Origin of the sequence: Sphingopyxis granuli, from assembly GCF_001559015.1 — a bacterium.
Taxonomy (GTDB): domain Bacteria; phylum Pseudomonadota; class Alphaproteobacteria; order Sphingomonadales; family Sphingomonadaceae; genus Sphingopyxis; species Sphingopyxis granuli.
This window is the reverse complement of sequence record NZ_CP012199.1, coordinates 3,813,626-3,826,236: the sequence shown is the minus strand read 5'-3', so window position 1 is coordinate 3,826,236 and position 12,611 is coordinate 3,813,626. Positions and strand designations below refer to the sequence as shown.

7 protein-coding genes are annotated in these 12,611 nt (G+C 69.2%); all 7 read right to left on the bottom strand.

Going from position 1 to position 12,611, the window contains the following annotated elements:
• On the bottom strand, window positions 1–2,676 hold the full coding sequence (acnA, locus tag SGRAN_RS17540; RefSeq protein WP_067185796.1) for an aconitate hydratase AcnA: 2,676 nt from the start codon (window positions 2,674–2,676) through the stop codon (window positions 1–3).
• A 522-nt stretch (window positions 2,677–3,198) separates the two neighbouring features.
• Complete coding sequence (locus tag SGRAN_RS17535; protein ID WP_067185794.1) at window positions 3,199–4,383, bottom strand: GGDEF domain-containing protein; 1,185 nt, start codon at window positions 4,381–4,383, stop codon at window positions 3,199–3,201.
• Between the two features lie 92 nt (window positions 4,384–4,475).
• Window positions 4,476–5,486, bottom strand: a complete 1,011-nt coding sequence (locus SGRAN_RS17530) for a DUF2891 domain-containing protein (RefSeq protein WP_067185792.1) — start codon at window positions 5,484–5,486, stop codon at window positions 4,476–4,478.
• Between the two features lie 13 nt (window positions 5,487–5,499).
• Window positions 5,500–6,438, bottom strand: a complete 939-nt coding sequence (locus SGRAN_RS17525) for a DUF979 domain-containing protein (RefSeq protein ID WP_067185790.1) — start codon at window positions 6,436–6,438, stop codon at window positions 5,500–5,502.
• Window positions 6,435–7,109 (bottom strand): DUF969 domain-containing protein, encoded by a 675-nt coding sequence (locus SGRAN_RS17520; RefSeq protein WP_067185788.1) that lies wholly within the window; start codon window positions 7,107–7,109, stop codon window positions 6,435–6,437. Before SGRAN_RS17520 ends, SGRAN_RS17525 begins: the two co-directional genes overlap by 4 nt.
• A 61-nt stretch (window positions 7,110–7,170) precedes the next feature.
• On the bottom strand, window positions 7,171–10,791 hold the full coding sequence (locus tag SGRAN_RS17515; protein ID WP_067185786.1) for a hydantoinase B/oxoprolinase family protein: 3,621 nt from the start codon (window positions 10,789–10,791) through the stop codon (window positions 7,171–7,173).
• On the bottom strand, window positions 10,784–12,409 hold the full coding sequence (locus tag SGRAN_RS17510; protein ID WP_237233555.1) for a CHASE domain-containing protein: 1,626 nt from the start codon (window positions 12,407–12,409) through the stop codon (window positions 10,784–10,786). The genes SGRAN_RS17515 and SGRAN_RS17510 overlap by 8 nt, the downstream gene beginning before the upstream one ends.
• Window positions 12,410–12,611: the final 202 nt, after the last annotated feature.

Genomic DNA, 12,611 nt, shown 5'->3' with positions numbered 1-12,611 from the left:
TCAGGCGGCGAGCTTGCGCAGCACATAGTGCAGGATGCCGCCGTTCATATAATATTCGACCTCGTTTGCCGTATCGATGCGGCAGAGCGTGTCGAAGCTGAAGGTCGACCCGTCGGCGCGCGTCACCTGCACCGTCACCGTCTGGCGCGGCTTCAGGTCGGCGACGCCGGTGATGGTGAAGGTGTCGTCGCCGGTTAGGCCTAGTGTTTCGCGCGAATCGTCCCCGGCGAACTGGAGCGGCAGCACGCCCATGCCGACGAGGTTCGAGCGGTGGATACGCTCGAAGCTTTCGGCGATCACCGCGCGCACGCCGAGCAGGATGGTCCCCTTCGCCGCCCAGTCGCGCGACGAACCGGTGCCATATTCCTTGCCCGCGATGACGACGAGCGGGGTGCCGTCGGCCTTGTGGCGCATCGCGGCGTCATAGATGGGCATCACTTCCTGCCCATAGCGCGACATGCCGCCCTCGATCCCCGGCACCATCTCGTTGCGGATACGGATGTTGGCGAAGGTGCCGCGCATCATCACCTCGTGGTGGCCGCGGCGCGAGCCGTAGCTGTTGAAGTCGGCCCTGGCGACCTGATGCTCCATCAGCCATTTGCCCGCCGGGCTGTCGGCCTTGATCGACCCGGCCGGGCTGATGTGGTCGGTGGTGATCGAATCGCCCAGGATCGCGAGCGGCTTTGCGTCGACGATGTCGGCGACCGGCGCCGGCGTCATCTCCATCCCCTCGAAATAGGGCGGGTTGGCGACATAGGTCGACCCGGCGCGCCACTGATAGGTGTCGCTGCCTTCGACCTGAATCTTCTGCCAATGCTCGTCGCCCTTGTAGACATGGGCGTAGCGCGCCTCGAACATGCCGCGGTCGACCGCGCCGGCGATGGTGTCGGCGACCTCCTGGTTGGTCGGCCAGATGTCCTTGAGGTAGACGTCGTTGCCGTCCTTGTCCTGCCCGATCGGCGTACCCGTGAAATCCTCGGTGACGGTGCCCTTCAGCGCATAGGCGACGACGAGCGGCGGCGAGGCGAGGAAGTTGGCGCGCACGTCGGGCGACACGCGGCCCTCGAAATTGCGGTTGCCCGACAGGACCGAGGCGGCGACGATGTCGTTGCCGTTGATCGCGGCCGAGATCGGCTCGGCGAGCGGGCCCGAGTTGCCGATGCAGGTCGTGCAGCCATAGCCGACGAGGTTGTAGCCGATCGCGTCGAGGTGCGGCTGGAGGCCCGCCTTGGCGAGATAGTCGGTGACCACCTGCGATCCCGGCGCGAGGCTGGTCTTGACCCACGGCTTCGGCTTCATGCCGCGCTCGTTCGCCTTCTTGGCGACGAGGCCGGCGGCGATCATCACGCCGGGGTTCGAGGTGTTGGTGCAGCTGGTGATCGCGGCGATGACGACGTCGCCGTCGCCGATGTCGTGATCGCGGCCCTCGACCGGCACGCGCTTCGCGCCGTCATGCTTGTAGACATTGGCGAGGTCGGCGTTGAACACGTCGTCGACCTCGGTCAGCACGACCTTGTCCTGCGGGCGCTTCGGCCCGGCGAGGCTGGGGACGACGGTCGCCATGTCGAGTTCGAGCGTGTCGGTGAACACGGGGTCGGGCATGCCGGCGTGGCGCCACAGGCCCTGCGCCTTCGCATAGGCTTCGACCAGCGCGATATTCTCTTCGCTGCGGCCGGTCAGCCGCATATAGTCGATCGTCTTTTCGTCGATGCCGAAGAAGCCGCAGGTCGCGCCATATTCGGGCGCCATGTTGGCGAGCGTCGCGCGGTCGGCGAGGCTGAGGCTGTCGAGCCCGGGGCCGAAATATTCGACGAAGCGCCCGACGACGCCCTTGGCGCGCAGCATCTGCGTCGCGGTGAGCACGAGGTCGGTCGCGGTGACGCCTTCCCTGAGCCGCCCGGTGAGCTTGAAGCCGACGACTTCGGGGATCAGCATGGAAACGGGCTGGCCCAGCATCGCGGCCTCCGCCTCGATCCCGCCGACGCCCCAGCCGAGCACGCCCAGGCCGTTGATCATCGTCGTGTGGCTGTCGGTGCCGACGCAGGTGTCGGGATAGGCGACGGTCTGGCCGTCCGCACCCTCGCTCGACCACACGGCCTGCGCGATGTGTTCAAGGTTGACCTGGTGGCAGATACCGGTGCCCGGCGGCACGGCCTTGAAATTGTCGAGGCTCTTCGATCCCCATTTCAGGAAGTCGTAGCGCTCGCCGTTGCGGTAATATTCGATCTCGACATTCTGCTCGAACGCCTTGGGATGGCCGAACTCGTCGACCATCACCGAGTGGTCGATGACGAGGTGGACGGGAACCAGCGGGTTGATCTTCGACGTGTCGCCGCCGAGCTTCGCGATCGCATCGCGCATCGCGGCGAGGTCGACGACGCAGGGGACGCCGGTGAAGTCCTGAAGCAGCACGCGCGCCGGGCGATACTGGATCTCGCGCGCCGACACGGGGTTCGACTGCCAGTCGACGATCGCCTGGACGTCGTCGGTCGACACGGTGAAGCCGCCGTCCTCGAAACGGAGGAGGTTTTCGAGCAGCACCTTCATCGAGAAGGGCAGGCGCGACACGTCGCCCAGTTTCGCCGCCGCCTTGTCGAGCGAATAATAGGCGTACGTCTTGCCCCCGACATCGAGCGTCGAACGGGTGCCCAGCGTATCGTGGCCGGTGGTGGTCATAGGCTTGCAGTCCCCAAATTGGCGCGGCGGGGAATGACGGCCGAAGCCCCATCCGGGAGAGCGGGGCCAACGGGAGTCGCGCGCGCGGGTTTATGTCCGCGCCGCCTTACGCCGGGGGGCAGGAAATGCAAGGGGGGCGGGCGGCCTGTAACCGCGTCGGGGCTCGCGGCTGACGAGGTGTGCGTTGAATCCGGGTTGCAGCTTACGGGAAGACGAGGCGGGCCTGAGGGCCCTGGACTCTGATGATTTTGGATTGACCCGCTTCGTCATTGCGACCCCGGACCTGATCGGGATATATACCTTTAGGCAAGTAGGGAGCTGTTCCCCGGCGAAAGCCGGGGGCCACGCGGGGCAGCCCTGTGCCATCTGGACCCCGGCTTTCGCCGGGGAACAGTTCCTTGTCGAAAAGGGATAATTGCCGACCTGATCCGGGGGAAGCAATCCAGAGCGGTTTGCGCGCACTCTGGATTGCCGCGTCGCTTCGCTCCTCGCAATGACGATTCCAACGCATGGCATCATGCTCTAGGCGCTGGCGGACAGGGGCGGTGCGGGGGCCGGCGCCGCGAAGGCGCGCACGCGGTCGCGGCCCGCGCGCTTCGCGTCGTAAAGCGCCTGGTCGGCCTGGCGCAGCAGCGCCGACAGGCCGGCGCCGGGCGTGCTCGCGGCAAGGCCGAAGCTGGCGGTGGGGGTCAGCGCGGGCGGGATGCGTCCGGCGCAGGTGGCGGACAGGCCCGCGCGGATCGCCTCGGCCAGTTGCCGCGCCGCCGTGATCCCCGCACCGGGGATCAGCACCGCGAATTCCTCTCCGCCGATCCGTCCCGCGATCATGTCGGCGGGGCCTTCGCGCCGCACGATCTCGCCGAAGGCGGTGATGATCGCGTCGCCGACCGCATGGCCGTAGCGGTCGTTGACCCGCTTGAAATGGTCGAGGTCGGCGATCAACAGCGCCGCGACGCGTCCGTCGCCGTCGCAGCGACGCAGCGCGGCATTCGCCGTCGCCTCGAACCCGCGGCGGTTGAGCAGGCCCGACAGCGGGTCGGCCTGCGCCTCCGCCCGCAATTCGGCCAGCATGTCGACCGCGACCGCGACCATCAGGCTGATCGCCGCCATGACCGATACCATCGCCTGGCTGAACTGGACCGTCGTCCAATAGACCGATTGCTGGAAGCCCTGGTAATCGGCGAAGCCGCCGCTGAAGGTCAGGATGACGATCGGCCGCACGATCAGGTTGGCGGCGCAGAGCGCGGCCACCCAGAACAGCAGCCGGTCGATCAGGTGCGGCTTGTCGATCGGCCACAGGGCCCGCACGACCATCAGCGCGACGATGCCGGTGCCGAGGCTGATCGAATAGATGCGGCCCTCGATGCTCGGCCGGCCGAGCAGGAACCAGACGAAGACCGCCAGCGAGGCCGCCGCAGTGAGCGCCATCGCGCGCCAGGGCACGGGCAGGCCGTAACGCTGGATGATCGCGGCCGCGAACAGCACGCCGGTCAGCAGGAATCCGGCATTGGCGGGCAGCCGCTGCAATTCCATCGGCAGTACCGGCGCCAGGTCCTGGATCAGGAAGGCGCAGGCGGTCGCGACATAGGCCCCGGCGGCATAGGCGATGTAGCGCTCGCGCCGGTTCAGCCACATCAGGAAGAAGGCGCCAGCGAACAGCAGGCCGATGCCTGGATTGAGCAAGGAGATGAAGAGCTGTCCCGTCAAATCGGCTTCCTGCGTGACCGGAGGAGACCATAGCGAGGCCATGGATAACAAGTCGTTACGGTGCGATGCAGCTCGGCGAGAGTATGTAACGGTTAGGAGCGGTCTTCTCTGTCCGCCAACCCGTCGAGCGCGAGGAGCGCGAAGCTCGCCAGCCAGTGCTCGCCCATATAATCGCCGGTGACGTGCGGCAGCGCGGCGTCGAGGTGGCGCAGTGCGCTCGCCTCGGCCTCCGCGACGACCGGGTGGCCGGCCGGCAGCGCGGCGGCGATCGCGCGCCAGCACCAGGCGCGGCTGAGGTTGAGGCCGTCGAGATGGGCGATCTTGCCGTCGCTGCGGTCGGACACCGTCGCGGGGGTGAAGAGTGTCGCAGGCGTCCGTTGCGCGGCGCGCGGCAGGAAGGCGTCGAACCAGTCGGCGAATCGGGTGCCGCGCACGATCGCCATCAGATGCGCCTCGGTCAGCGCGGACGAGAGGAACTCGTCGCCGCCCGGCTCCCACGCCTGGCAATCGGCATCGCCGCCGAACCAGTCCTGCGCGCGGGCGTCGATCAGCGCGACCAGCGCCGGATCGCGCGGGCCCGCCCAATGGCGCGCGAGCAGCAGCGCGAAGGCGATGTTGAAATGCGTCCCGACGCGCAAGGGATAGGTCAGCTTGGGCAGGAAAGCATGGAAACGCGCGGCGAAGGCGGCGGCGAGCGGTTCGAGCGCCGCGGCCCAGGGGGCGTCGTGCGCCGCCGCCTCGGCGTGGAGCGCGAGCAGCCATGCCCAGCCATAGGGACGCTCGAATCCGGTCGCGGTCGGGCGATCGAGGAAGGCGAGCTCGCCCGCCACCTTGTCGGGCACCAGCATCGCGTCGGCGCGCGCGCGGATGGCGGCGGCGACGGACAGGTCGGGAAAGCGCCGCGCGAGGCGAAGAACCTGCCACCAGCCGTGGACGCAGCTGTGCCAGTCGAAGCTGCCGTGGAAGATCGGGTGATGATCGCGCGGCGGCTTCGCATCCTCCGGCCCCGCCATGACGAGGTCCATCTTGTAGGGGTATTCGCGGCCGAGATGCGACAGCGTCGCGGTCGCGAAGCGGGTGGCGTGGTCAGGGGAAAGGTGCATGGGTTCCGTCGGATTAGAAGGCGAAGAGCCAGATGAAGACGATGTTCACCGCGAGCAGCGGGATGGCGGTGCCGATCTGCGCCCGGATCACGCCATAGGGGCTTTTCAGTTCGAGCAGCGCCGCGGGCACGAGGTTGAAATTGGCGGCCATCGGGGTCATCAGCGTGCCGCAGAAACCCGCGAGCATGCCGATCGCCGCGACGACGGCGGGATTGCCGCCATATTGCTGGATCAGCAGTGGCATGCCGATCGCGGCGATCATCACCGGAAAGGCCGCGAAGGCATTGCCCATCACGATGGTGAACAGCGCCATGCCGAGACCGAAGGCGAGCACGGCGCCGAACAGGCTGCCTTCGGGAATCGCGCCGCCGATCAGGCCGCCCACCACCTCGCCGACGCCGGCGAGCGCGAACACCGCGCCGAGGCTGGCGAGCATCTGCGGCAGCACCGCCGCCCAGCCGACCGAATCGAGCAGCCGGCGCCCCTGCTGCGCCGGGAGCAGCAGCGGCGGGCGCAGCCGCGCCATGCCGACCGCGAGCGCGATCAGCACGCCGAGCGCGAGCGAGATCAGCGTCGCCTGCTTCGGATCGGCGATGCCGGGCACCCATTTGAACAGAAAGGTGCCCGCCAGCGCGACCGCCGGGATGATCAGCGCGACAAGGAGCAGGAAATTGCCGTGGCGCGCGGCACGGTCCGCCTGTTCCTCGGCCGGGATGTCGCCGCCGGGACCCTTGCCGATCTGGCCCGTCCCCGCAATGGCGACGAGCGCGAGGACGAGCAGCCCGTTGCCGAAATCGCCGAGCCGGTCGCCGGCGAGCATCGACACGGCGAGCAGACCCCAGAAGGCGGCATTGCCGAAGCGCTTGGGATTCGTGCGGTCGAGCAGGCCGAGCAGTGCGAACAGCGCGAAGGCCAGCCCCGAAAGCACGTAGACGAAGCCGAGGGTGATCATGCGCCGCCCTCCGCCCTTTGCGCCATGCGCCGTTCGAGCCGCCGCAGGCGCCAGGCGTGGATGATGAAGGCCGCGATCGCTGTCGGAATCGCCCAGACCGACAGGTGCAGCGGCTCTATGTCGTAGCCATAGCCTTCGAGCACGCCCTTCATCAGCAGGATCGAGCCGATGGCGAGGAAGATGTCCTCGCCGAAGAAGAGACCGATGTTGTCGGTCGCCGCCGAAAAGCCCTTCACCTCCTCGCGCTGGGCGTCACTGAGCGCCGGGTTCTGCGTATCGGCGGCGGCTTCCGCCATCGGCGCGACGAGCGGCCGCACCGTCTGCGCATGCCCCGCGACCGAGGTCAGGCCGACCGCGGACAGAAGCTGGCGCAGCAGCAGGTAGCCGGTGAGCAGGCGTCCGAGCGTCGCCCCCTTCATCCGTCCGATCAGCGTCCGCGCATGCTGTTGCAGGCCATAGGCTTCGAGCAGGCCGATCACCGGTAGCACGATCCACACGATCGAGACATAGCGCGTGTCGTTGAACGCCTTGCCGAAGGCGGCGACGATCGCGGTCACGTCGAGCCCCGCCGCAAGCCCGGTCGCAAGCGCCGAGGCCATGATGACCAGCAGCGGATTGAAGCGAAGCAGAAAGCCCGCGATGATGATGAGGATGCCGATCAGGACGAGCATGGCTCAGGCCTGTCGGACGTTGGACCCCGGCGAAAGCCGGGGCGCACATAGGCACACCCCCTCATCGCTCCTCCCCCGCTTCGCCATAGCCGCCGCCGCCCGGCGTCTCGATCACGAAGGCGTCGCCGGCTTCGAGGTTCGCGCTGCCCGTCGCGGCGAGCCGTTCGATCGATCCGTCGGCGCGCTCGACCCAGTTGCGGCCGGGGACGCCGTCCGCGCCGCCCGCGAGCCCCTTGGGCGGCACCTTGCGGCGGTTGGCGAGAATGTTCGCCACCATCGGCGCGCGAAAGCGGATGCGCCGCGTCGCGCCGTCGCCGCCGGTCCAGCGCCCCTTGCCGCCCGAACCGCGGCGGATCGAAAATTCCTCGACGATCACCGGAAAGCGCGTCTCCATCACCTCGGGGTCGGTCATGCGGCTGTTGGTCATGTGCGTCTGGATGACCGCGGTGCCGTCGAAGCCCGGGCCCGCGCCCGAACCGCCGGCGATCGTCTCGTAATATTGGCGCTGCGCGTCGCCGAAGGTGAAATTGTTCATCGTCCCCTGCGCGCAGGCCATCGCGCCGAAAGCGGCGAAGAGCGCGTCGGTGATCACCTGGCTCGTCTCGACATTGCCCGCGACGACGGCGGCGGGATGGCGTGGGCTGAGCATCGAATCGGGGGGCACGATCAGCGTCACCGGTGCAAGGCAGCCCTCGTTCATCGGGATCGGGTCGTCGAGCATCGTGCGCAGCACATAGAGGACGGCGGCGCGGACGACCGGCAGCGGCGCGTTGAAATTGTCGGGCAGCGTCGGCGACGAGCCGGTGAAGTCGATCGTGACATGGCGCGCCGCGCGGTCGACCCGCACCGCGACGGCGACCTCGGCGCCATTGTCCATCGCATAGCGGAAGGCGCCGTCGTCGAGGCGGGCGACGAGCTGGCGCACCGCGGCTTCGGCCTGGCGCTGGCCGTGCGCCATATAGGCGGCGACGGTGGCGGCCCCGTGCGCGGCGGACAGGTCGGCGAGCGCGCTGGCGCCGCGCTGGCAGGCGGCGACCTGCGCCTTGAGGTCGGCGATGTTGAGCGCCGGGTTGCGCGCCGGAAAGGCGCCCGCGGTCAGATGCGCATGGACATCGGCGTCGAGGAACCGGCCGTCGTCGACGATCAGCCGGTTGTCGAACAATATGCCTTCCTCTTCGATGCTGCGGCTGTTCGGCGGCATCGAGCCGGGCGCGATGCCGCCGAGGTCGGCATGGTGGCCGCGCGCGGCGACGAAGAAAGCGGGGGCGTCGGTTCGCCCCTCCACGAACACCGGCATGATGACGGTGATGTCGGGCAGATGGGTGCCGCCGTCATAGGGGGCGTTGAGCGCATAGGCGTCGCCGGGGCGCAGCCCGCGTCCGTCGCGCGGCCGGCCCTCGGCATCGGGTCCGCGCCGGCGCAGGATCGTGCGGACGCTTTCCCCCATCGAGCCGAGGTGGACCGGCATGTGCGGCGCATTGGCGACAAGCCGCCCTTCGCCGTCGAACAGCGCGCAGGAGAAGTCGAGCCGCTCGCGGATGTTGATCGACGAGGCGCTGTGCTGAAGCGCGCCGCCCATTTCCTCCGCGATTGCCATGAACAGGCTGTTGAAGATTTCGAGACGGATCGGGTCGGGTTGATCTTCCCGCGCTTCGGGAGCGGAACCATCGACCTCGCGCGGGGCTGCGCCCGTTCTTGAGAGCAGCAGCGTGCCTTCGGACTCGACCGTTGCCGTCCATCCCGGTTCGACCACCGTGGTCGCGAGCGCGTCGACGATGATCGCGGGCCCGGCGACGGTGCGGCCGGGGGCGAGCGCGGCGCGCTGGTGGAGCGGCACGCGGTGTGGGGCGCCTGCGAGCCAGGCGGTGACGGTCTCGGGTTCGGCTTCGGTCGTTGGCGCGGGTGGCGGCAGGGCGGCGGGGGCGTCGTCCGCCTCGGTCAGCTCGACGCGGATGCGGTCGACGACCAGATCATCGTGCGGCGCATAGCCGAACCGCTGGCGGAAGGCGGCGGCGAAGGCGGCGCGCACCGCGGCGGGATCGGCAAGCGGCAGTTCGATCGCATTGTCGCTGTCGGCGAGGCGGACGAAGAGCAGGGTCTCGCGCGCGACCTGCGCGTCGGGAGCGAGGTCGGCGCGCGCCTGTCCGGCAAGCTCGGCTTCGGCGGCGGCGAGGCTGTCGGCGCAGTCGGCGGCGAGCGGCAGTCCCAGCGTCCGCTCGCGAATCGCCGAGGGGCGAGCAAGGCCCATGCCATAAGCCGAGAGCACGCCCGCGAGCGGGTGGAGCAGGATCCGGTCGACGCCGAGCGCATCGGCGACGAGGCAGACATGCTGTCCCGCGGCGCCGCCGAAGCCGACGAGGCTGTAACCCTGCGTCAGGTCGTGACCGCGCGCGATGGTGATGCGCTTGATCGCGTTCGCCATCTGCTGCACCGCGATGGCGAGCAGCCCCTCGGCCAGCGCTTCGGGGGTGATGTTGCCGACCTGCGCCGCGAGGACCGCGAACTTGTCCGCGACGGCGGCGCGGTCGAGCGGCTGGTCGCCGCCTTCGCCGAACAGCTTCGGGAAATGATCGGGCTGAATCTTGCCGAGCAGCACGTTGCAGTCGGTGACGGTCAGCGGGCCGCCGCGGCCATAGGCGGCGGGGCCGGGGTTGGCGCCCGCGCTTTCGGGGCCGACGAGCAGGCGCGCGCCGTCCCAGCGGCAGATCGAACCGCCTCCCGCGGCGACGGTGTGGATGCGCAGCATCGGCGCGCGGATGCGCGTCCCGGCGACGATCGTCTCGTTATCGCGCTCGAGCCGGCCGGCATAATGGCTGACGTCGGTCGAGGTGCCGCCCATGTCGAAGCCGATCAGCCGTTCGAACCCCAGCGGAGCCGCGCTGCCGGCCATGCCGACGATCCCGCCGGCAGGGCCGGACAGGATCGCGTCGCGGCCGTGGAAGGCGGCCGCCGCGGCCAGCCCGCCCGAGCTTTTCATAAACTGCGGCCGGGCCTCGTCGCCCAGCGCGGCACAGAACTGGCGCACATAATGATGGAGGACGGGCGAGAGATAGGCATCGGCGAGCGTCGTGTCGCCGCGCCCGACGAGCTTGATCAGCGCGCTGACGTCGTGGCTGGTCGAAATCTGGGAAAAGCCCAGTTCGGCGGCGATCGCCGCCAGCCGCCGTTCGTGTGCCGGGTGGCGATAGCCGTGCATCAACACGATCGCGATGCTGGCGATCCCGGCGTCACGCGCCGCCTGCAGCGCCCGGCGCGCGGCGGCTTCGTCGAGCGGCGCGATGATCTCTCCGTCGGGGCCGATACGCTCGGCGATCTCGGCGACCGCCGCGTGCGGTGGCGGCGTGCGGTTCAGCGCGCGCGCGAACAGCTCGGGCCGGTCCTGGTAGCCGATGGTCAGCGCGTCGCCGAAGCCGCGCGTGATCGCGAGCAGGGTCGGTTCGCCCTTGCGTTCGAGCAGCGCATTGGTCGCGACGGTCGATCCCATGCGGATCGACAGCGGCGGCAGCGGGCCGTCGCCCGCGCCGGTGAGGTCGCGGATCGCGTTCACCGCCGCATCGCCGGGGCGCGCCGGGTCCTCGCTCAGATATTTGGTGCTGAGGGCGCGGCCGTCGGGGGCGCGCGCCACGACGTCGGTGAAGGTTCCGCCGCGATCGATCCAGATGTGCCAGCAGGGGTCAGCCATGGACCGCCTGATCGGGCCAGCGGATCAGGATGGCAAGCTGCTTGTCGGTGGCGTGGCGATGCCACCGGCCCTTCAGTTGCCGTTCGATCAGCGAGCGGATGAAATGGGTGCCGAAGCTTTCGGTCTCGAAATGCGGGGTTTCGGGCAGATCGCTCTCGATCCACGACAGTTCGATATCGGTGCCGTCGCGGCGCCAGTGCACCGCAAGCGTCCCCTTGCCGGCCAGCGCGCCATATTTGATGCTGTTGGTGACGAATTCGTGGATCGCGAGCGCGACCGCCTGTGCGCCCTCGTCGGCGAGGCGGACCTCCGGACCGGAAAGCGACGCGAGCCGTTCCTCGTCCCAGCCGGCGAGCGTCAGTTCGCGGCGGACGATCGCGCCGAGTTCGACGCTGTCGACCGCGCCGGTGACGAGCATCTGCTTGGCGTCGGACAGCGCGCGCAGCCGCCCGTCGAACTTGGCCTCGAAGGTGGCGAGATCGCCCGCCTCGCGTGCCGTGATCCGGGCGAGCGCACCGATCCGGGCGAAGGCGTTCTTCATCCGGTGCGCCATTTCGCCCATGATCAGTTCGCGGTCCTCCGCGTGGCGCGCCTTTTCCTCGGCAAGCGCCTGGAAGGCGCCGAGGCGGCGCTGTTGCAGCCGGTGGAGCTGGGTCGCGAGGACCGCGATGGCGAGCCCGAAGAGCAGGATGCCGAGCGGCCGGCCGATCCGGTCGATGAACCGGCCATAGGAGATGCGCACCGTCCATAGTCGGTCGGCGACGCGGATATGCTCTTCATGCGCGTCCCAGCGCATGACGCCGTGCGTGAAGACACGCGGCGCCGACGGGCCGTCGCCCGCAAAGACTTCGATCCCGTCGATGCTTTCGAGCTGCGAACCGAGCACCGCGCGCATCAGGTCGTCGACGCGGAACGGCGCATAGACGAAAGCCTCGATCGGACGGACGCCGCCGCCGGCGGTCGCGACGGCGCTGCCGCCGCCGGCGTCGACGGGGGGAAGCGCAGCGATCGCGTCGGCCGAGGGCGTCGCGGCATAGACGGGAATATAGATGAGGAAACCCGGCTGCTTGCGCCGGTCGCGGGTTTCCTGAAGCAGCTCGACGATGCCGCTCGCGGCCGGCCGGCCGGTCTGCCAGGCGCGGCGCATCGCCTCGCGCCGGACCGGTTCGCTGTACATGTCGAAACCCAGCGCCCGGTGGTTGCGCGTATCGTCGGGTTCCAGGAGGATGATCGGGAAGCCGATCGGCTGGTCGGTCGTGGGCCAGACGCGAATGTCCCGGCCATAGTTCTGGCGCAGCCGCGCCTCGGCGGCGGCGGGGGTCGCCTGCTGCATCGCGATGGCGATGCCGATGCCCTGCATGCCCGGCGAGCGCACCTGCGGCTGGAGCGCCGTCAGATAGGCGCGAATGGCGGGGCCGTTGGCGGCCATGTCCGATTCGTACAGCGCCCGCACGCCTTCGAGCGCCGAGATATGATCGCGCAGCCGGTCGTCGATCTGCATCGCGACGCGCCCGGCCTGATCGGCCTCCTGCGTCTGGTTGTAGAAGAAGCTGGCCGCCGCCGCGCCAAGCGCGCCGAGCAGGATGACGAGGCCCATCGCGCGGACCGAAAGGGCCATCAGCCGATCTGCCCAGGCGGAAGGGCGCATTGCTTGGTTTTCCTGTTGTATGGCTGCGCCCGGCAGCGCCCCCGAACAAGCGAGTGTTCCACGCCAAGGCGCTGATAGCAAGCGCGTTTATCGGGGTCGCCGCGCACGTTGTGCCGTCGCTTTCGCCCGCCGTCGCGGGTTGCGGTTCGCGGCCTCTTCCCTATGCTGGGTG

Bases quoted from the DNA above. Each gene is read 5' to 3' on its own strand.
- acnA (WP_067185796.1), bottom strand. From the start codon at position 2,676: ATGACCACCACCGGCCACGATACGCTGGGCACCCGTTCGACGCTCGAT.
- SGRAN_RS17530 (WP_067185792.1), bottom strand. From the start codon at position 5,486: ATGCACCTTTCCCCTGACCACGCCACCCGCTTCGCGACCGCGACGCTG.
- SGRAN_RS17525 (WP_067185790.1), bottom strand. From the start codon at position 6,438: ATGATCACCCTCGGCTTCGTCTACGTGCTTTCGGGGCTGGCCTTCGCG.
- SGRAN_RS17520 (WP_067185788.1), bottom strand. From the start codon at position 7,109: ATGCTCGTCCTGATCGGCATCCTCATCATCATCGCGGGCTTTCTGCTT.
- SGRAN_RS17515 (WP_067185786.1), bottom strand. From the start codon at position 10,791: ATGGCTGACCCCTGCTGGCACATCTGGATCGATCGCGGCGGAACCTTC.
- SGRAN_RS17510 (WP_237233555.1), bottom strand. From the start codon at position 12,409: ATGGCCCTTTCGGTCCGCGCGATGGGCCTCGTCATCCTGCTCGGCGCG.